19 protein-coding genes and 1 pseudogene are annotated in these 18,793 nt (G+C 33.9%); 17 read left to right on the top strand and 3 right to left on the bottom strand.

Annotated elements, in window-relative coordinates; all coding sequences use genetic code 11:
• Nucleotides 1-28: 28 nt before the first annotated feature.
• The 3 genes from ppaC to KFD70_RS05730 all read left to right on the top strand — a co-directional run bounded on the left by ppaC (nucleotide 29) and on the right by KFD70_RS05730 (nucleotide 2,285).
• A complete protein-coding gene (gene ppaC / locus KFD70_RS05740; protein ID WP_336451211.1) occupies nucleotides 29-961 on the top strand; it encodes a manganese-dependent inorganic pyrophosphatase in 933 nt (310 codons plus the stop codon).
• A 390-nt stretch (nucleotides 962-1,351) separates the two neighbouring features.
• Nucleotides 1,352-1,804 carry a DUF6884 domain-containing protein gene (locus KFD70_RS05735; protein ID WP_336451210.1) on the top strand — a complete coding sequence of 151 codons (453 nt, stop codon included), beginning with the start codon at nucleotides 1,352-1,354 and terminating at the stop codon, nucleotides 1,802-1,804.
• 97 nt (nucleotides 1,805-1,901) lie between these two features.
• Complete coding sequence (locus KFD70_RS05730) at nucleotides 1,902-2,285, top strand: hypothetical protein (RefSeq protein ID WP_336451209.1); 384 nt, start codon at nucleotides 1,902-1,904, stop codon at nucleotides 2,283-2,285.
• 60 nt (nucleotides 2,286-2,345) lie between these two features.
• Here the strand turns inward: KFD70_RS05730 and KFD70_RS05725 are convergent, their stop codons facing one another.
• Nucleotides 2,346-2,714 carry a cytoplasmic protein gene (locus KFD70_RS05725; protein WP_336451208.1) on the bottom strand — a complete coding sequence of 123 codons (369 nt, stop codon included), beginning with the start codon at nucleotides 2,712-2,714 and terminating at the stop codon, nucleotides 2,346-2,348.
• Nucleotides 2,715-3,599: 885 nt separating this feature from the next.
• Nucleotides 3,600-4,865, bottom strand: coding sequence for an APC family permease (locus tag KFD70_RS05720; RefSeq protein ID WP_431612984.1), 1,266 nt, complete (start codon nucleotides 4,863-4,865; stop codon nucleotides 3,600-3,602).
• Nucleotides 4,866-4,998: 133 nt separating this feature from the next.
• Between KFD70_RS05720 and KFD70_RS05715 the strand changes: the two genes are divergently transcribed.
• Genes KFD70_RS05715 through KFD70_RS05705 form a run of 3 tightly spaced genes read left to right on the top strand, consistent with a single transcriptional unit; the run spans nucleotide 4,999 to nucleotide 8,501 of the window.
• Nucleotides 4,999-5,913 carry a LysR family transcriptional regulator gene (locus KFD70_RS05715; RefSeq protein ID WP_336451206.1) on the top strand — a complete coding sequence of 305 codons (915 nt, stop codon included), beginning with the start codon at nucleotides 4,999-5,001 and terminating at the stop codon, nucleotides 5,911-5,913.
• A gap of 49 nt (nucleotides 5,914-5,962) precedes the next feature.
• Complete coding sequence (gene recQ / locus KFD70_RS05710) at nucleotides 5,963-8,080, top strand: DNA helicase RecQ (RefSeq protein ID WP_336451205.1); 2,118 nt, start codon at nucleotides 5,963-5,965, stop codon at nucleotides 8,078-8,080.
• Between the two features lie 22 nt (nucleotides 8,081-8,102).
• Nucleotides 8,103-8,501, top strand: coding sequence for a gamma-glutamylcyclotransferase family protein (locus tag KFD70_RS05705; RefSeq protein WP_336451204.1), 399 nt, complete (start codon nucleotides 8,103-8,105; stop codon nucleotides 8,499-8,501).
• 50 nt (nucleotides 8,502-8,551) lie between these two features.
• Here KFD70_RS05705 and KFD70_RS05700 read toward each other — a convergent pair whose 3' ends face one another.
• Nucleotides 8,552-9,754: an MFS transporter gene (locus KFD70_RS05700; protein WP_336451203.1), complete on the bottom strand. Its 1,203-nt coding sequence runs from the start codon at nucleotides 9,752-9,754 to the stop codon at nucleotides 8,552-8,554.
• A gap of 288 nt (nucleotides 9,755-10,042) precedes the next feature.
• Between KFD70_RS05700 and KFD70_RS05695 the strand changes: the two genes are divergently transcribed.
• From KFD70_RS05695 to KFD70_RS05645, 11 genes and pseudogenes are all read left to right on the top strand, one after another.
• Nucleotides 10,043-11,290, top strand: coding sequence for a tetratricopeptide repeat protein (locus tag KFD70_RS05695; protein ID WP_336451202.1), 1,248 nt, complete (start codon nucleotides 10,043-10,045; stop codon nucleotides 11,288-11,290).
• A 189-nt stretch (nucleotides 11,291-11,479) separates the two neighbouring features.
• Nucleotides 11,480-13,576 (top strand): HelD family protein, encoded by a 2,097-nt coding sequence (locus KFD70_RS05690; RefSeq protein ID WP_336451201.1) that lies wholly within the window; start codon nucleotides 11,480-11,482, stop codon nucleotides 13,574-13,576.
• An 86-nt stretch (nucleotides 13,577-13,662) separates the two neighbouring features.
• The gene (locus KFD70_RS05685; RefSeq protein ID WP_336451200.1) at nucleotides 13,663-14,001 is read left to right on the top strand and encodes a DUF952 domain-containing protein; all 339 of its coding nucleotides are present in this window, start codon (nucleotides 13,663-13,665) and stop codon (nucleotides 13,999-14,001) included.
• 92 nt (nucleotides 14,002-14,093) lie between these two features.
• Nucleotides 14,094-14,873, top strand: coding sequence for a serine hydrolase (locus KFD70_RS05680; RefSeq protein ID WP_336451199.1), 780 nt, complete (start codon nucleotides 14,094-14,096; stop codon nucleotides 14,871-14,873).
• A 132-nt stretch (nucleotides 14,874-15,005) separates the two neighbouring features.
• On the top strand, nucleotides 15,006-15,434 hold the full coding sequence (locus KFD70_RS05675; protein ID WP_336451198.1) for a GNAT family N-acetyltransferase: 429 nt from the start codon (nucleotides 15,006-15,008) through the stop codon (nucleotides 15,432-15,434).
• 50 nt (nucleotides 15,435-15,484) lie between these two features.
• Complete coding sequence (locus KFD70_RS05670; protein ID WP_420792331.1) at nucleotides 15,485-15,778, top strand: hypothetical protein; 294 nt, start codon at nucleotides 15,485-15,487, stop codon at nucleotides 15,776-15,778.
• Nucleotides 15,721-16,182: pseudogene (locus tag KFD70_RS05665) on the top strand (DUF2441 domain-containing protein); the annotation flags it as partial. The gene KFD70_RS05670 and the pseudogene KFD70_RS05665, both read left to right, overlap by 58 nt.
• Nucleotides 16,183-16,320: 138 nt before the next feature.
• Nucleotides 16,321-16,932: a DUF4241 domain-containing protein gene (locus KFD70_RS05660; RefSeq protein ID WP_336451197.1), complete on the top strand. Its 612-nt coding sequence runs from the start codon at nucleotides 16,321-16,323 to the stop codon at nucleotides 16,930-16,932.
• Between the two features lie 189 nt (nucleotides 16,933-17,121).
• Nucleotides 17,122-17,565 (top strand): DUF6241 domain-containing protein, encoded by a 444-nt coding sequence (locus KFD70_RS05655; RefSeq protein ID WP_336451404.1) that lies wholly within the window; start codon nucleotides 17,122-17,124, stop codon nucleotides 17,563-17,565.
• 242 nt (nucleotides 17,566-17,807) lie between these two features.
• Nucleotides 17,808-18,197 (top strand): ribosomal maturation YjgA family protein, encoded by a 390-nt coding sequence (locus KFD70_RS05650; protein ID WP_336451196.1) that lies wholly within the window; start codon nucleotides 17,808-17,810, stop codon nucleotides 18,195-18,197.
• Nucleotides 18,198-18,461: 264 nt separating this feature from the next.
• The gene (locus tag KFD70_RS05645; RefSeq protein WP_336451195.1) at nucleotides 18,462-18,707 is read left to right on the top strand and encodes a hemolysin XhlA family protein; all 246 of its coding nucleotides are present in this window, start codon (nucleotides 18,462-18,464) and stop codon (nucleotides 18,705-18,707) included.
• Nucleotides 18,708-18,793 lie beyond the last annotated feature (86 nt).

The following is an 18,793-nucleotide window of genomic DNA, read 5'->3' as shown; positions in this document are numbered from 1 at the left end:
ATATCCTTTTCATGAAGAGGTGGAAATCATGGAAAAAGTACTAGTTTTCGGGCATAAAAACCCAGATACAGATGCAATTTGTTCTGCAATTGCTTATGCAGAGCTGAAAAAAGAATTAGGAATGAATGCTGAGCCTGTACGTTTAGGTGAAATCAGCGGTGAAACTCAATTTGCGTTAGATCATTTCAAAGTAGAAGGACCGCGTTTTGTTGAGACAGTAGCAAATGAAGTGGAAAACGTTATTTTAGTTGACCATAACGAACGTCAACAAAGTGCTAACGATATCGAATCTGTTCGTGTGTTAGAAGTTATCGATCATCACCGTATTGCTAACTTTGAGACAAGCGATCCTTTATACTACCGTTGTGAGCCAGTTGGTTGTACAGCTACAATCTTAAACAAAATGTACAAAGAAAATGGCGTTGCAATTCGTAAAGAAGTTGCAGGTTTAATGTTATCTGCAATTATCTCAGATTCTTTATTATTTAAATCTCCAACTTGTACAGAACAAGACGTAGCTGCAGCTCGTGAATTAGCGGAAATCGCTGGCGTTGACGCAGAAAGCTATGGCTTAGAAATGTTAAAAGCTGGTGCAGATTTAAGCGGTAAAACAATGGAGCAATTAATCTCCCTTGACGCAAAAGAATTCCAAATGGGCGATGCGAAAGTTGAAATCGCACAAGTAAACGCTGTTGATACAAACGACGTTCTTGTACACCAAGCGGAATTAGAAAAAGTAATTTCTACAGTAGTAGAAGAAAAAGGTTTAGACCTATTCTTATTCGTTGTAACTGATATCTTAACGAACGATTCTGTTGGTCTTGCGATCGGTAAATCAGCACAAGCTGTTGAGAAAGCTTACAATGTATCACTAGAAAACAACACTGCTACATTAAAAGGTGTTGTATCTCGTAAAAAACAAATCGTTCCTGTATTAACAGAAACGTTCCAAGCTCTATAAGAGTAACTTTGGATGGAACAAGCAGATATATAGTCTGCTTGTTCTTTTTTTGTGTTTAGGAAACATACAATTTCGGATATTAAGGTCTGTTATTCTCATGTTTCATTTAGGAAAAATAGAAATTGGATAGGGGAAAAGAAATATCTCATCTTTTTATCTATGAATGAAAACATGCTATGATTTCATTATGGATAGATTATCCCGCTACTTTAGGGCAGTAATACTCCCACCTTAAAATTCGGCGGGAGAAAAGAAGTTAGGTGGGAGATAAACTGCCCGTAAAGGCCCGATTGGTGAAGGCTGATAATCAGTGGGGGATGAGGAAAACCCCCACTGATTAAAGTTTCACTTTATATGGGATTGAGGGAGAAAAGAGGTAAGAATATAACAATGAAAAGGCTATGTATAATTCCATGCGGAAAAAAGAAGGTATGGGATAAGTATCCTGATAAAGGGCCGATAGAAGCGAAAGATGTATACATTAGTCCGTTTGGAAAAGCGTGCCAAGCGTATGCTTCTGAGTTTTTTGAGAACTGGGTTATTTTATCCGCAAAGCATGGCTTTTTACGACCGACTGATATAGTGAAAGAAAACTATGACCTTGCTTTTGATTCAAAAAGCGATGAGATTATTCGTATAGAACAATTAAAAAAGCAGATGATTGATAAAGGACTGCTAGAATTTGATGAAATTGTTTTGCTTGCAGGAAAGAAGCATAAAAAAGTAGTGACAAAGTTATATCCAGAAGAAATGATTTCCTATCCGCTAGAAGGATGTAAAGGGATTGGATATATGTTGCAGAAGTTGAAGTGTGCGGTTGAAAATCATAACGAGATTCAGTAAAAGTTAAAAGGATTTGATTTATAGTGTACATCAACGTGTTGTGTATTGTTAGAAATATAGGCTTATAAGACGAAAACTTAGATGAGGAGATAGTAAAATGTCCTACAAAAATGAAATTGATAAATTACTATGTATGCTTGAGCGGTTAAAAACTCATGAGGTAGAAATTTTAGATATTACTGATGAAATGGTGCCTGTTTATATATTTTCTAGAGATGAGTTTGAGGAAGGACAACTAGGTTACCGTGTAGGAGGATTAGAGAATGAATCTCTTATTGGAAACGAAAAAGGAGATTGGAAAGATAGCTGGTTTGTTATTGGATATGAGGAATTAATGGGTGATCCATTTTTTGTTGATGTAAAAGATGTTCATTTTCCAGTGTATACAGCTGAACATGGCATGGATGCGTGGGAGCCACTTTTACATAGCGATTCACTAGAAAAATTTTTAACCGAATTAACATATCGAGATGAAAATTAATCATTCGTTCATGAAAAAAGGGAGGTTGTAGAAATCCCCCCTTTTTTTGATAGAGAACCTTCATTTAGAACATGTATAATTTATTACTTGTTCCATACGGCTTCTTATTTCTTTAACTGGTGGTTTTTTATCGTATACATCAACATATGAAAAATGATAATTTAAATTTCTAATAAGACCTTTTCCAACTTTTGCACTTAGGAAAGGAAATACTTGTCCAGTGTAGTCTTCGAGAGATTTACAATAGTATTTTTCATCCAAATAAATACTATATTTACATGTTAGCTCTACTAGTGGGTTACCTTCAGAATCATATACATCTTTAGATTCAATAATGTCTATTAGTGCAAATCTATCATTAAGATAAACTTTTTTCTTCTTTTCAGGCTTATTAGACAGAATAAAAGCGAGACCTAGTGCATTAATCAATACGTTTCCTCCTACAAATGTAAACAAAGATATTAATAAAATATCTTGATACATGTTAAATGTAAAGAGATAAGCTGACTGGTAAAAGTTTACGGAGAATATTCTTAAGTAAATTATAGAAAATTTAGTTGAAGTAGATGTTTAAAGTGAATATAAAAGAAATGAATCCCTGTAAGGGAAGTTACAGGGATTCGTAAGGGTATAGTCGAGAATATCGGAATCGACAAAATAATCTTAACATGAATTTCTTGGAAAGGAACCTGGTAAATGTGTCCAAATGAATGGAGGGCTTGTAAGAAATCTTTTAAACAAAGTCAAAGAGACCTACTTCCCGCGGCAGGTCCCTTTAACTAGATAATGTTGATGAGAATAACCCATCTGGAGTACTTTTATCGTAACAAATGAAATTCATTTTGTGTATTGAGAAAAAATAAAACTGTGATGTGAATTTGCTTGATTCATATCATGTTTCTTTATTTTGGTGTTTTGTACTACATATTTATTGGATGAAAAAATAAAAAAAGACCTGCAAGTATAAAGCAGGTCGTAAAAAGGGGTTTTAGTTCAACAGTTTACTTACATGCTACCAATTACGATGAATGAAGTCTATAGGTTACATGTTGAGAAACTTTGTATGAAAAATATCAATGTTTTGTTTCTTTAAAAAAGATGCTAATAAGCTTTTTGTATGAAAATAAAGGCCGATATTTATAAATAGATTCATTTTTCCAAGCATCAAGATTAGAAACTTTGAGTTGTTTATTTGAAGTACGAAAATCAATTAGATTATTGTTACATTTCATAAATAAACCTCCCTTAATTTGATGCGTATATATTATGAAAATGAATGTGTAAGTTGTGTGATGAATCGTTTTTAATGATTTTTTATTGTTTTATTGAAATTTCCTTTTCATAAGGATTTGATCTGTTTTTGAAATACTGTAATCCATAAAAAGAAACTAGTATTCCAATACTCATTAAAATCCAGATAGAAGAGAAAGAAAGAATGATTAAGAAACAGACAATTAAACTTAAAGAAAGAACTTTGTTAAAGAGACCTGGTAATAATTTATATGCTGCAAAGATTCCACATATGGCATTACAGATAAAGAAAGCATTTGCAATGGCTACGATTTGTTCAACTGTAATGAGATGGTTATATAGGCAGATGAATACAGTAGTATGTATACTTATTAATAACAGTAAAGAAATGATTGGTACATTCGATTTTGTACGATAGGAAAGTTTAGATAATTTTTTTATATATTTTGCCTCAGAAGCGATGAGCCGTGAGACACCGCCAACAACCAATAAATATGTACTCATGCAAAGTACAGTAGTAATAAAGGCAATAAGAGGAATAGCAAACTCTCCGAATAAAGTAGCTAATATGGCTGTTATTCGTAAGTCTTCTTGATTTGAACTGGGAATTTCAATCCATTGTGTGGCGCCTGCTACGACAAGACAAACAATCGTTACAGTAAGTGTACTTATCGCAATTGCTTGTGGAATCGTTTTCTTTCGATTTTTGACATCCATACTGTAATTCCCAATAATCTCCCAACCTACCAAAGCCCAAAAGAGCAATAAAATACTATATCCAAAATCTCCAAAAGAAAAAGGTGTTTGAAATAGCTGTTCTGATCGGAAATGAGGAATAGAACTGATTCCTCCGCTTAGTAAAAGAACGGTTGCAACTGTTGAAAATACAAATGATATTTTTCCGATAGATGATATATCTAATACTAAAATCAATACACAAAGGCTCATTAAAAGAAAACCAATTCCCTCTAACGGAACATTAAAGTGTGGAAATAAAGCAGCGATATATTGACTGGCCGTCATAAGAACAGCAGTAGGTCCTAGACAACCAGCGATGATAAAGAAAATAGAAGTTAATTGTTTCATAGAAGGTCCGAAAGCTTGATCTACTGCATGTGCAACTCCAGATTCACTAGGGAAGTAAATGCTTAACTTACCAAATAATGATGCAAATAGAAATCCAACTCCCATAATAAGTAGCCAAGCAATAATGGCATAATCTCCAGTTGTTTTGTAAATAAGTGGAGGGAGTAAAATGATTCCTGATCCTAAAATTGGACCAATAATTAAACCACTGAGAAGTACAGCCCCTAATTTTTTCTTTCTCATATTTATATACATCTCCTTTTGAAAAGTTAAAATATTGCGTTGCTTTTATTGTAATTGGAGTATATCTATCAGTAAAATAGATATATATGAAGTTAATGATCGGAAATCATGATGTTAGAATGGGGAGATTGAAGTGGAGATTCGACATTTGAAAACTTTTAAAACGATTGTGGAGTTAGGAGGATATACGAGAGCAGCTGACTATTTAGGCTATGCACAATCTACTGTAACAGGGCATATTCAAGCAATTGAACAAGAAATGGGACAGCCTGTATTCAATCGGTTAGGGAAAAAAATGGTGTTAACAGATGTAGGAAAGCATTTACTACCTTATGCAAATGAAATGATTGCTTTGTCTGAGAAAGCAAAACAAATTCCAAGCGCGGATAATGAGATTACTGGAAAAATTGTAATTGGTGCTCCAGAATCATTAACAATTTACCGACTGCCCTCTATTCTTCATGAATATAAAAAAAAGTATCCAAAAGTAAAAATCACATTAAAAGCTTCAACGTGTTGGGAATTGCGAAATGATTTAAAGAGTGGAAATATAGATATTGCTTTCCTCTTAGACACCGAGCGCCATGAAGAGGATTTACATATTGAGCAACTTGTCATGGAGCAAATGGCGTTTGTTTTTCCAAAAGATTACACTGTGAGACAAACAGATTCGCAAAATGTCCAATTTTCTCAAGAGGAAACTTTTTTGTATACAGAACGTGATTGTAGTTACCGAGCATTTTTTGAACATTATTTACAAAAACAAGGTATCCAACATGAAAGTACATTTGAATTTTGGAGTATTGAGGCGATAAAACAATGTGTAATGTGTGGATTAGGAATTTCTTTATTACCAATTATTACGGTCCAGCAAGAATGGAAAGATAAGAGATTGCACGCTGTTATTTCAAATGAAACAAGGTTTGCAACGCAACTTGCGTATCATAAAAACAAATGGTTTTCTCCAGCCCTGCATGAGTTTTTAACGATTATACGTAAGCATGCGAAGGTATGGAGACAAGTAGAGAGTACAATGACTTTTAAGTAATGATATAATACTAGTAGACGAAAGACTAAGAAAAGCAGGTGAATCTTTTTTGTTTACAAAAGCACAAGAACTTTTAGCGTCCTATTTTGGTTATTCATCATTCCGCAGAGGACAAGATGAGACAATTAAAAATGTATTGGATGGAAAAGATACCGTTTGTATTATGCCAACAGGCGGTGGTAAATCGATTTGTTATCAAATTCCGGCATTAGTATTTGAGGGAACAACATTAGTTATATCGCCGCTCATTTCCCTTATGAAGGACCAAGTAGATACGTTAGTACAAAACGGAATCTCAGCTACATATATTAATAGTTCTATTTCAATAACAGAAGCAAATCAACGAATCCAATTGGCGAAACAAGGTCATTATAAGCTCTTATATGTGGCGCCAGAGCGCCTTGATTCAATGGAATTTGTAGATCAATTAATTGATATGAAAATACCGATGATTGCAATTGATGAAGCACACTGTATTTCACAATGGGGACATGATTTCCGCCCGAGTTATTTACATATACACCGCATATTAGATTATCTCCCAGAAAAACCGCTTGTACTTGCGTTAACGGCAACTGCAACACCGCAAGTGCGTGAAGATATTTGTCGTGCGCTAGAAATCGATCAAAAGAATACAATTATGACAACGTTTGAACGGGAAAACCTATCATTTTCAGTGATTAAGGGACAGGACCGAAATGCATATTTAGCAGATTATATCCGTCAAAATAAAAAGGAATCTGGAATTATTTATGCAGCGACAAGAAAAGTTGTGGATCAATTGTATGAAGATTTATATAAAGCAGACGTTTCAGTTGCACGTTATCATGCAGGAATGAGTGATCATGATCGCAATGAACAGCAAGAGCGATTTTTACGTGATGAAGTGAGCGTTATGGTAGCGACGTCTGCATTTGGTATGGGAATCGATAAGTCAAACATACGGTACGTGATTCATTATCAACTTCCAAAAAACATGGAGAGTTATTATCAAGAAGCAGGACGTGCAGGACGTGACGGACTAGATAGTGAGTGTATTTTGTTATATTCTTCTCAGGATGTACAAGTGCAGCGCTTTTTAATTGATCAGTCTACCGGGGAATCACGTTTCTCAAATGAACTGGAAAAACTACAACATATGACAGATTACTGTCATACAGAACAATGTTTACAATCATTTATTCTAGAGTACTTTGGAGAAAAACCGAAAGAAGATTGTGGGCGCTGCGGGAATTGCATTGATGAACGTGAAAGCGTCGACGTTACGCGAGAATCACAAATGGTCTTATCGTGTATGATTCGAACAAACCAGCGATTTGGAAAGCAAATGATTGCGCAAGTGTTGACCGGATCAAAAAATAAAAAAGTGATTGAATTTAATTTTCATACATTACCAACTTACGGCCTTTTATCGAATCGTAGTGTAAAAGAGGTAAGTGAGTTTATTGAGTTTTTAATTTCAGAAGAGTTAATTGCGGTGGAACACGGGACGTATCCAACCTTAAAAGTAACGGCAAAAGGGAAAGAAGTATTACTTGGAAATGAAAATGTGTTACGTAAAGAAAGAGTGGAAACAAGACAAATTGTACAAGATCATCCACTGTTTGAAATACTTCGTGAAGTGCGGAAAGAAATCGCACAAGGAGAAGGCGTACCACCGTTTGTTATTTTTTCTGATCAAACTTTAAAAGATATGTGTGCGAAAATGCCACAAAGTGATGCGGAACTTTTACAAGTAAAAGGGATTGGGGAACATAAACTTGCGAAGTACGGTTCTCACTTTTTACAGGCAGTCATTCATTTTATTGAACAAAACCCTGATTACGCTGATACGATTAAAACAGAAGTTGTTACGGAACGCAAAAAATCTGGAAAAGCATCAACCAATTCTCACTTAGAAACGTATGAAATGTATAAACAAGGAACTGAGTTAAGTACGATTGCAAAAGAACGAGGTTTATCACGTCAAACGGTTGAAAATCATTTAATTCGTTGTTTTGAGGAACGAATGGAAGTGGATTGGTCAAGTTTTGTACCGGCAGAATATGAATCTCTTATTGAAACAGCAATACAACATGCAGAAGGTGGATTAAAGTCGATTAAAGAACAACTTCCAGCTGAAGTAAGTTACTTTATGATTCGTGCATATTTACAAATGAGAAAATAAAGAGAACGAGGGGGATAGGGAAATGCAGTATGTATTTGTTTACGGCACATTAAGAAAACAACAGGCAAATGCTCATTATTTACATGAGGCAACATGTATAGCTGAAGAAGCATGGACTTATGGGAGACTTTTTGATACAAATGAAGGTTATCCGGCAATGATTCTCTCAAAAGGTGAAAAAGTATACGGAGAAGTTTATGAGGTAAGTGATATGGTTTTAGAAAAATTAGATGAGTTAGAAGAATATACAGATAATCCTGAAAAAGATTTATATAACAGGATAACTCAACCAGTTTATTTAGGCGATAAAACGATTACAGCGTATGTATATATTGCCTATAGCGAGCATATGTTACTGGAGCCTATAATTTCAGGTGATTGGTTGGATTACTTGAAATTATCCAATCAAAATAAAATATAATATTTTCTCAACAATAAAAAACGTTCAAAAGGAATGAACGTTTTTTATTGTTATAAAGATGTTTTTGTTATTTCATTAGTAGAGTTGCTTAATTTTTTTGATTGCTTCATTTGATAGAGATAATAAAAAAGTAAGCTGAAGCCAACAAAGAATGCTGAAGATAAAAAGGCACCATTGTATCCTACAAACTTTGCAATAACGCCAAGGATAAATGCTCCTAGTGCAATACCGATATCAACAGACATAAAATATGTAGCAGTTGCTGCACCTCTTCGTTCTGGAGAAACAGATTGAATGACCATAGCATTTAAAGTAGGCTGAAGGGAACCTAATCCTATTCCAATCATGAGCGCAGATATTAAAAATGATATGGTAGAGTGTGCTTGACTAAGTAGAATGATTCCAATAATACAAGTAATCATGCCAGGATAAATAACATAATTAGGACCAAATCGATCAGATATTTTACCCGTTATTGGTCTAGAAATTAAAAGTGCGATTGAATAAACGGAGAAAAAATAGCCTGCTGCAGATACTACACCTAATTCCATAGCGTATAAAGAAATAAAGGAAACGATGCCTCCATAAACAGCTACTAATAATATGGAAATGATAGAAATTGGGATTGCTTTAGGTTCAATATATTTTTCAACGAATGTTCTGTTATCAAGTGTTTTGTTAGACTTTGGCGAATCTTTAAATTCTACAAGATAACCTAAAATCACACTAATTCCAGCTAATATGAAACAAGATATAAATAGTATGTTATAGTCGTATTTATTCATTATTAATAATCCGATAGAAGGTCCTATGACTAAAGCTAGACTAGTAAATCCGCTGTAATATCCGATTCCTTCCGCGCGTCTTTCCTCTGGTATGATATCTGCGATAATAGTGCCTGCTGCAGTAGATGCAACCCCGAAGCTAAAGCCATGTATAAAGCGAAGTAGAAGAAACAAAATGAGTCCCATAATTTTTAAATAAAAAAACATCAAGAAGAAAAACAAAAGTCTTCCAATTAAAAAAACTTTTTTTCGTCCAAATTCATCTAGCCATTTACCAGATAAAGGACGAGAAAATATTTGTGCCGATGTAAAAAATCCAATAATGAGTCCAATTTGTTCTTCTTTTCCCTTCAAAACCTCTAATAAAAATACAGGTAATGTGGGAAGTAGCATATAAAAACTTACAAAGGTAAAAAAATTACTAAGAGAAAGAAAGATAAAACTTTTTGTCCATAATTTTTTTCTCAATATATTTCCCCCTTTTTATTTTTCTGAAAATATTGAATTTTATACACTTGCTATAGTATAACATAACTATAAGTTTTGAGGAGGTGAGAAATATGGTGAAATTCTCAAGCAAAAAAATCAACATGTTATCTGGACTATTTAACTAATAACACTTTGAAAATAGTGAATCGCATTATAGGGGTTCACTATTTTCTCCCTAAATAAGTTTATTAAAATTATAATATATACATATCTCTAATAAAATATATCAAAAAACTTATCGTTTTATTTGAAGGAGGTACAATGGATATGGGTGAGAACGCATTTTTATCAGCAATCATACACCTAAAGGAAACGGATGAGAATTCTAATATTTGGTCAAAGACTGTTTGTCGTTCTTTCAAGTTTCATGCACTTGATGATTCATCATACACGTTAGGGCAAATACTAGAGCCATCTATTTTATTTGAAGTATCTGAGATTACAAAGATTCCAATAGAAAACGTATTGAAATTAGATTATGTTTCGGAAGGGCCTATTCAACAGCTACAAAGTCGTTTATCAGTTATTAAAGAATTATCTCCATTAGAAAAATTGAACCTTGCCCACAGCCTTTTATCAATATCGCGTTATGAATATACTTCACATATTCTCCAACTAATTAATCCAGAGCAATTTTCAGCTCAAGAAAAACTTCGTTATTATTATTTAAGCTTTCTTTTGAAAAACCGCTTAGATGAAATGTCTTATGAATTAGAATTTAATAAAATGAAAGAGTTGTTAGAGAGAAACCGCTTTCCAGAAACTTTAAGATTAAAAATAGCTACTCAAGCAATAGTATGGGAATTAAAACAAAAAAGAGTAGGAAATGAGCTCTTTCGATGGTATATAGACCAAGGGGTAAGTTCCCGCAGAAAAATGAAAGAAGGAAATAACTTTAGTGAACATATTGCAATCTCTTCTTTTCACCGTGCATTTGCAATGATACCAGCTGAAAAGAAAGAGAAAAATGAAACAAGAGAAGAGATGCAAAAAGCGCTATATTATGCTAATTTTGCTCAAGCCACTAATGATTTAGAGGAATACCGAAAATTAGATGCTATTAAAACCTGCTATGAATCAGAACTGAAGGAACATATTTATTTATCGAAAAACTATAATCAAGCAGAACGTGCTGGATATGACTTAATAGCCACAGATCCTAATTGGAGTATATCTTATCATGAAATGGCCGAATTTTATTTGAAAATGAATAAGCCAGAAAAAGCACTTTCAATGTTTGAAAAAGCTAAAGAAGTTGGTTTACCAAGAGTGACTTTTACACACTTCATGTTAGGGTATTGCTTCAACTTGGTAGGAAGGAAAGAAGAGTCGCTTCATGAGTTTCTTCAAACACTAAAATTAGATTCTACGAATATATCAGCAGGGATAAATGGGTTTAATATCGCAAAGGAATTAAATCATGATCTACAGCCAGTGTTTAGAAAATATCTCGAAACATGGGAAAAAGAGGATCTATTAGATGAAGAGCATAAGAGCTATTTAATAACTATATAAAACAGTATCTTTCTATGGTTAAGCAAGTATTTATATACTAAAGATAATGAATAAAAAAAGACAGGGAGGAGTTCCTGTCTTTTTTATATTTTAGAAAATTCTCAATTAAACTATTGACTTTGTGAATGGATTTTTTATACAATTGTATCTCGACTGAAAATTTAGAACGGACAGGAGGGAATCATCATAATGAGCAACATATTTGAAGAAGAATTACAGCGGATGAAAGAGACCTTATCTACAATGGATGAGCAATTGGACAGACTAGAAAAGGTTCCAGTTTATTATGGGGATGATTTTAAAGAGCAAATTCTTGAAAGTATGAGAGAATCAAGTCGGAGAAACTTACGCGTCGGTGTACAAGAACCATACTTTGGACGACTAGATTTTCAAGAGGATGGACAGTTAGAGCCAAATCCGATTTATATCGGTAAAGTTGGTGTTTCAGATGAAGAAACGATGAAACCGATTGTTATTGATTGGCGTGCGCCTGTTGCGAGTATGTTTTATTCATTTGCTGGTGGTGAAGAACCGGCTTTTTATCATTCACCAGATGGATTAGTAGAAGGAGATGTTCATTTAAAGCGAAACATTGCCATTCGTAAAAGGGAACTAGAACGTGTTGTGGATACATATGTAAAAGGAAGTGAAGATGTATCACTTGCAGATGATTTTCTTCTATATCGATTAGGTGAGAACAAAGATAATAAATTAAAAGATATCGTTTCAACGATACAATCAGAACAAAATGATATTATTCGTGCAGAGAAGAATTTACCACTATTGATTCAAGGAGTTGCAGGAAGCGGAAAAACAACAATCGCTTTACATCGCCTTGCTTTTTTAATTTACGAATATCGTGAGCAGTTAGAGGCGGAACGAATGATTGTATTTGCACCAAACAGTTTGTTTTTAGATTATATTTCTAGTGTACTTCCTGAACTTGGCGTCGGAAATATTAGGCAAACAACATTTCAAGATTGGGCACTGCGTACATTAGATGATGCGGTGAAGTTGAAAGATACGGAAGAAAAGTTGAAACAAGCCTTTTCAATCAATCGTGATGAAAACAAAATTATGCTCGGTAAATTAAAAGGAACGATGAAATTTAAAGCATTTATTGAGGAAAGCGTTGTTCAATTTGAAAAGAATGTAGTACCAGTTAAAGATTTTGAAGCGTGGGATAAAGCGGTTATTACAGTAGAAGAAATCAAAAAATGGATACAAGTTGAATATAAGCACTACCCATTAGCAAAGCGCAGAGAGCGATTGATGGGACGAATGAAACGCTGGATTGAAATTGAACTGAAAAAGTTTGAAGGAACGAACAAGAAAAAAGAGTTGAAAAAAGAAGCGACGAAGAAATTAAATGCTTATATGAAATTTTGGCCAAAAATGAGCCCATTATCATTTTACAGTTCGCTCATGAAGCAAAAAGAAATATTAGATGTTTTGCCTGAAGAACTTGTGCAAGAAACAGAAAAAAATTGCCGTAAAAAAGAAGTGTATGTAGAAGATTTAGCGCCTCTTATTCATATTCACCATCGATTGGCAGGTATTGAAATCGGGCAAAAATTCCACCATGTTGTAATAGATGAAGCGCAAGATTTTTCACCCTTCCAAATTCATATATTAAAAGAAATTACAATGGGTAACTCGTTTACGATTTTAGGGGATTTATCGCAAGCGATATATGATTATCAAGGAATTGAAGACTGGAATGACTTTAGAGAGGTATTTCAAGAAACGGGTTACTATGAACTGACAAGAAGTTATCGTTCTACAAAAGAAATTATTGAGTTTGCAAATGAAGTCATTAAAAACGCGGACATTCCAGTAGGGCTTGCAACGCCTGTTTTTCGTAGCGGTGAGAAAGTAAAGATTATTTCTACAGACGACCAATTTGCGGAGATTGTACAAACACTACAAAAAATGCAACGAGAAAATGTGAAGACGATCGCTGTAATAGGAAGAACAGATGATGAGTGCCGTGATATATATGAGAAGCTAACTGCTGTAGGAATAACTGTCAATGTCATTGAAGCAAATCAAAGTAAATATGAAGGCGGTATTTCAGTTGTACCAGTTTATTTAGCAAAAGGATTAGAATTTGATGCAGTTCTTCTTATCGATGTTGATGAAGTACATTATAAAGGTACAAAGCATGATGCAAAGTTATTATATGTTGGATGTACAAGATCTCTCCATGATTTACGAATTTTTTATTCTGGGGAGGCTTCGCCTTTAATTCAAGGAATACCAAAAGAGTTTTATGAAAGTAAATAATGAATATTTAAAGAGGGTTTTCAAGTGGAAGCGGGAAAATCCTCTTGTTTTTTCTATAACAAAGACGGGAAAAAAGGAGGATCATTATGATTACTAAGGTAATGAGAAAAAGTGAATGGGAAGTAGGAAAAACAAAAGGAGAAATCATCGAAGTGTCACTTCAGCAAGAAGGGGTTATTCACTGTTCTTTTTTAGAACAATCGCTTGAAGTTGCAGAAAAGCATTTTCGTACGGAAATGGAGTTGGTATTACTTTTTATTGATCCGTCATTAGTTGCTGCGGATATAAAATATGAATTGGCGTCTAATGGACAAACCTATCCACACATATATGGAACCGTAAATGCTAATGCTGTTGTGAAAGTAGTAGAACTTCAGAAAGAAAATGGCGTCTATGTTTTACCGGTAGAATTAGAACGAAAATAATAGAATACATTTGTTAACCTCATAAAAGGATTTTTGATTCGTATTATCGAAATACTGAAAGGGATAAAACGAAATCGAGAAGAGGCGTACAAATGGAGGAAGTAATCAAGAAAATAAAGGAGATAAAATCAAGTCAGGTAGGTATAGTTGTTTATTCAGCAGAAAGCCAAAATATTGTCGCTTTATATAATGATGATATATTGGTTCCGTTAGCGTCGGCAGCAAAAATTGTAATCGGATTTGCTGTAGCTAAAATGGTTGAAGAAAACCAGATTTGCTGGAGTGATGAGATCGACAATATAGCATTTAGTCACAAAGAGAATAGTAAAGAAATATATCCGCATCTACAAAAAAGAACAGTATTAACACTCAGAAATGCTGTGGAAGTAATGATTGCATGTCATGACAATTTTATTGCACAATCTGTTGTAGGATTTTGCGGGGGATGGGAAGCGGTAAATAAGAGAATTCAAAGTTCTTTTTCAAAGATTAATATTACGAAAGACCCAAGGGATGCGAAAAACGTTGGGAAATTAAAACAAGTTCTTAAACTTTTAATTCGTATATTCCAAGGATATGAATCGAATCCGGTGTTATGGGAACCCATTATAAATGGAATGGTGAGACAACAAGGAAACTATGAGGGAATACCAAATTACCACTTGGCGCATATGACAGGTGGATTGCCTACTGCTGTTATAAATATCGGTATACTAGGAACATTTCATGAAAATCCATTGCTTTATGTTGTTGGCGGAATGGATCTACCAAATCGCTATGAGAATCAAGAAGTTGATTCTAAAATAATGGAAGTTTTAAGGTGTCTGTATAAAGAGTGTGTTAGAAAAGAAATGAAATATGTTCATATATAAGCAGAGGGATTTGTTATTGTTAGTCTTTTGACTAGAAAAATAAAGACAATTAAATAATGTGGACTAAAAGTTTCTTAAGTAAAAGAGACTTTTAGTCCTTATTTCATTAATTAGGAAAGGAAGTATTATTATATGAAAATTACCGAACAGTACACACCAAACGAAAGTGAGTATATAAAAAATAAAGTAATTCAATACAATATGTCTGTACTACCAGATGAAGTAAAAAGCCCATTAGAGCATGTAAGCTTTCTAGTAAAAGACGATGCTGGCAAAATATTTGGCGGCATAACAGGAACGATGTATTTTTATCATCTTCATATTGATTTTTTATGGGTGGATGAGTCAGTACGCCATGAAGGATATGGTAGTCAACTGCTAAATAAAATAGAAGAAATTGCAAAAGAAAAAGGATGTAGATTGATACTGCTTGACTCATTTAGTTTTCAGGCCCCTGAATTTTACAAGAAACATGGTTACAGGGAGTTTGGGGTAGTTGAAGATCATCCGAAAGGTTATAGTCAGCACTTTTTCGAAAAAAGAATAGATATTGATATTTAAAAATACCAATTTTTAGTAATAGGGTTAAGTAAATAAAGAAGGAGAGCCATATGCAAATTTTAAGTGAGAATTATTTCTCAGAATTAATTAATCAGTGTATTCAAGAAATAAATCTAGAAATAGATACTCCTCTTACTATTATGTTTCAAGATGGCTTTTTAACTGTAGAGTGTACCTGGCGTTTAAGGAATCATAAAGGTGTTCAAATAGGGAAAAGTGAGTATGATCTTAAAGGTTCTAATGGAAAAAGAGCTCGAAAAATTATAAAAAAGCTACTTTTAAACAATCAAGTGGTGAAGATTTTTTTCAGATTTTACAAGGCCATGATACAAATGAAGGCTTGAACATGAATAAAGAAAATACTGAAGTAGCTATGAAATATGTAGATCAAACAATCAGGGCGCTTAGAGAAGTGATAGTAGAAATGGTTAGATTACAAGAATATCCTGAATATCCTTCAAGATTGTCTTGCTTATACGCTGCGAAAAGCTATGAAGATGCTTTGAAATGGAAAAAATTATTTGATTCTTACAATCGGAAGGTTTTTCAGATTGCTAAACTTCGAGTGATTGGGAATTCTTTTGAGGGTGATGGAAACCTTTTACCAAAGGAAGATGGTGCTCCTTTTTCTCGAAAAATTGAACAAGCTAAAGAATATTGGAAGGGTAATGTGAAAAATGAGCTTCCTGAGCTTTTGATTAACGGAAAAATTGAAGTGATAGAAATTATTGATGATTTCTCAGTTTAAATTCTAGGAAAATTGTATATTGGGATCAGTCGTATAATAACTGAAGTTGAGAAAATTGGTAAATATTTTGGTCCTCATATTCAAACTTGGTTGAAATAAAATGTAAACTTATCAGAAAACGGAAGGAAGAGAAATATTATGTCAAAACTACTACATGAATTATCCAAACCGAATAGTGAGGTTTTACGTTCTGAAGTATTAGAGAACTTAAAAGTTACTTCGGGGAAAATCATTGCTTGTGACCCTCTTATTTTTCATAAAAATCACTTCGAACATACAATTCAGCCCGGTACATATCCAGTTGTGGCTTGGTGGAACGACGGCGTAATTGCGGGCGCTGAATTGAAATTAGCGGAATCAAAGGTGATTGAGTGGAAGATGGCAACAAAACCAGGGCAGAATGTAAGCGAACTAGAGGAAGGATATATTTTTGGTTACCCAGTCGATACAGGACTAGGATGTTTTGCAGATGTAAAAGCAATTGATAAATTAGAAGAAATAGAAGATAGGCTACACCAAGAATTAGGAGACGAATTTATAAGCTTGTATGATGATTTGATAGACGACATTCTAACAGAACATGATGATGAATGGGGAAACTGTGTAGTTTGTGAGGAAACAGGAAGTAATGTGATTATGTTCCGTTCCGGTTATGGTGACGGTTTTTATCCTTCTTATTGGGGGATTGATGAAAGAGGGAATATCGTTTCAATTGTTACTGATTTTAATGTGTTATATAACGAGGATTGAGAATGAAAGAATTGCTGTTTTTTCATGAGATAAATTAGATTTCTCAGAGGGATTTAAATGTACCTAGTAAAAAATATAATTGCAAATGATACGTTATATAAATCTCATAATATAAATGTAGGTATATAGTTCTTTTTTAAGGGGAGAAGAGGTTTGAAAAAGTGGATTAAAATCATATCAATCTGAGTTATTACTATCGTTACTGGTATTTTTATTGGTTACAAAGTAGGTACGTATGTAGGTTCAGACAGTGAAGACAGGCAGACTGAGAGAGTTAAAGGAGAAAAGATAACATTTGATCTCAATTCAGATCGTCATATAATTAATACAATGCACAAAATGACTCATCAAAAAGTATTATCTCAGGAAAAGCAAGGATTTATCAAAATGACTCCAGAAAACATCGAAGAAGTGCGAAGAATGATTGATGAAAGTAATAGTGGAACATTACAACATAAAGAACAGTACCTCAAGATTTTGACCCGTTGGTATGAAGGGGATTTCTCTCAAGCGGTTAAGGAGCATAATTTATTATGGGAATGGGAAAATACTAGCAATGGTAAAGCATACGAATTAGCTACACCGGAGCAAGAAGAAGAATACATTCTAGAACAAGCGAAGTCTGAAAAATAATAAAGGGGTAGCGTCACATTACTATCAATCTAAGATGACTTTATACCATCATTCATAGAAAGCGTTATTCTTTTGTAGAAATACGCAGAAAGGATGGCGTTGTTGTATGAATCTATTATTGTAGATGAGTTTCATTTGTTCATTGCAGAACTACAGCGACATCTATCTTCATATATTCTTCAACACCTTGCACAAGAGACGGGTTTTGTAAAAAGTTTGTGGTGATAAGAGAGGATTTAAGAATGGATTATAAACGAAATAGACTACTGTATGCGGTATTAACTATAACAGTAATCATCTTAGGATTGGTATCAAGAAAATTTGCATACGCTTTACCAGATTTATTGAATGATTACTTAGGAGATGCATTATGGGCTCTCATGATTTTTATTGGATTTGGATTCCTTTTTCATAAAATGGGGACCCAAAAGGTTGCTTTATTGAGTTTGCTATTTTGCTATGGGATTGAAATGAGTCAATTATATCATGCGGAATGGATAGATAATATTCGTGCAACGACTTTAGGGGGACTTGTATTAGGGTATGGGTTTTTGTGGAGTGATTTATTGGCTTATACAATTGGGGTTGGTGTTGGTATGCTTTGTGAATTCGTTTTTCAAAAAAGATTATAAGTGTGACAGCAGTATAATAACAAAATGTTAAAATCCCTTTTCACTGATGTAGAAAAGGGATTTTAACATATGTTCCGAAGAGAAGTCCCCTTCCTCAAGGAGCGAGAAGGGCGTGGCCCAGCGAGTAGGTGGGGGATGAATTTTCGGTAGGCGGTAGCTAAGTGGTGGGTAGTTCACTATAAATGTATTGGTATACACATTCACCTTGAAAAACTTGTCTCATATTATATAGAGATAGATTTTTCATTTAAAGGATGTGGTGGCATGAAAAGTTCAGATGAAGAGATTCGAGATTTGCATGAAGAAATTGACGATTTACAAGTAACCATAAAAGAAATGACAAAAGATATTCGCCTTTTAGAAACACGTGTAAATATAAATAAAAAGGATATATCTACCATTAATAAGCGATTAGAAAGAATTAATATGAATACGACTTGGATTTTGCGGATTATAATAGGGGCAGTTTTAACAGGGGTATTAGGGTTGATAATTAAAGCAACGTTATGATATAAATTAATATTTTTACAGAAAAGAGGAACGATTTCTCTCTTGTTTACTTTTCAAAGAAGGTGAACTGCATTTATGCTGGAAGA

The sequence above is a fragment of the Bacillus pfraonensis genome (assembly GCF_050768835.1).
Lineage (GTDB): Bacteria > Bacillota > Bacilli > Bacillales > Bacillaceae_G > Bacillus_A > Bacillus_A pfraonensis.
This window is presented reverse-complemented; position numbering and strand designations above follow the sequence as displayed.

Coding starts and splice junctions, on each gene's coding strand:
- KFD70_RS05705 (WP_336451204.1), top strand. CDS start 8,103: ATGCAGTATGTATTTGTTTACGGCACATTAAGAAAACAACAGGCAAAT.
- KFD70_RS05650 (WP_336451196.1), top strand. CDS start 17,808: ATGGATTATAAACGAAATAGACTACTGTATGCGGTATTAACTATAACA.
- KFD70_RS05735 (WP_336451210.1), top strand. CDS start 1,352: ATGAAAAGGCTATGTATAATTCCATGCGGAAAAAAGAAGGTATGGGAT.
- KFD70_RS05690 (WP_336451201.1), top strand. CDS start 11,480: ATGAGCAACATATTTGAAGAAGAATTACAGCGGATGAAAGAGACCTTA.
- KFD70_RS05675 (WP_336451198.1), top strand. CDS start 15,006: ATGAAAATTACCGAACAGTACACACCAAACGAAAGTGAGTATATAAAA.
- KFD70_RS05670 (WP_420792331.1), top strand. CDS start 15,485: ATGCAAATTTTAAGTGAGAATTATTTCTCAGAATTAATTAATCAGTGT.
- ppaC (WP_336451211.1), top strand. CDS start 29: ATGGAAAAAGTACTAGTTTTCGGGCATAAAAACCCAGATACAGATGCA.
- KFD70_RS05695 (WP_336451202.1), top strand. CDS start 10,043: ATGGGTGAGAACGCATTTTTATCAGCAATCATACACCTAAAGGAAACG.
- KFD70_RS05645 (WP_336451195.1), top strand. CDS start 18,462: ATGAAAAGTTCAGATGAAGAGATTCGAGATTTGCATGAAGAAATTGAC.
- KFD70_RS05680 (WP_336451199.1), top strand. CDS start 14,094: ATGGAGGAAGTAATCAAGAAAATAAAGGAGATAAAATCAAGTCAGGTA.
- KFD70_RS05660 (WP_336451197.1), top strand. CDS start 16,321: ATGTCAAAACTACTACATGAATTATCCAAACCGAATAGTGAGGTTTTA.
- KFD70_RS05730 (WP_336451209.1), top strand. CDS start 1,902: ATGTCCTACAAAAATGAAATTGATAAATTACTATGTATGCTTGAGCGG.
- KFD70_RS05685 (WP_336451200.1), top strand. CDS start 13,663: ATGATTACTAAGGTAATGAGAAAAAGTGAATGGGAAGTAGGAAAAACA.
- KFD70_RS05720 (WP_431612984.1), bottom strand. CDS start 4,865: ATGAGAAAGAAAAAATTAGGGGCTGTACTTCTCAGTGGTTTAATTATT.